This window comes from Tautonia marina (assembly GCF_009177065.1).
Taxonomy (GTDB): Bacteria; Planctomycetota; Planctomycetia; order Isosphaerales; family Isosphaeraceae; genus Tautonia; species Tautonia marina.
Genome location: NZ_WEZF01000063.1, coordinates 1 through 869 on the forward strand (window position 1 = coordinate 1; position 869 = coordinate 869).

An 869-nucleotide genomic window follows, 5' to 3' on the forward strand; every position below is an offset into this window, starting at 1 on the left:
GACGAAGTTCGGGGCGAGGAGAGCGATGAGGCGGTTTCGGTTCGCATTTCCGACGCTTATGCTGCCGAAGTTCATGGGCGGGACGATCAGGAGGACCTGGACGGAATCTTTGCCGACTCGGCCTTCGGCCGTCGACTGCGTGCAGAGGGCGACGAAGACCGCTGGAAGACCTATGCCAGGGTCTATCGACGGACCTTGAAGAAACTCTGCGACCTCTTCAAGAAGCAGAAGATGGTGACTTTCCATTTGCTCGATATGACGCTCGACAAGTTCTGTCTGTTCTTTGAGCGCAGCAACAGCCGGGGGATCCAGCTCAACTTCACTGACATTCTGGCAGCGAAGCTCTACCACGGCTTCAACCTTCGACGAAGCATTGAGGAGTTCGAGGAGCGGAGCGACGTGCGAGTCAACCGCGAGACTATTGTTCGCTCGGTCGCCTATTTTGCCTGCCTGGATAGCGGCCGCCCGATCAGCATCGACAAAAAATCAATCTTAGAGAACCTTGACGCCGGTGACTTTCAGCGTCACTGGGAGGTGACGTGCGATCTCTACGCCCAATGCCTGGGCTACCTCCGCCATCAGAAATTCATTGTAAACCGCGACTGGCTTCCTTCGGAAAACATGATCATTCCCTTGGTTGTGTTTCTGCGACAAGTTCAGGGGTTTGATCGCATCGACGAACCGCAGCGTGAATTCCTGGAATTCTGGTTCTGGTCCTCTGTTTTCGCGAATCGGTACAGCACCTCATCCAACGAGGTGATCATCGCCGACTGCCAGGCCCTGGACCAGGTTGCCCAGAAGGAGCGGATCAGGCGGCGCGACTACTTCACTCGTCTCCGCTCGCTGGTAAAAGAACCCGAGGATCTGTT

The 869-nt window shown here is 55.8% G+C and carries 1 pseudogene; it reads left to right on the plus strand.

The annotated features are described in order from the left end of the window. Positions 1 to 869 (plus strand): annotated as a pseudogene (locus GA615_RS27710) (GmrSD restriction endonuclease domain-containing protein); the annotation flags it as partial.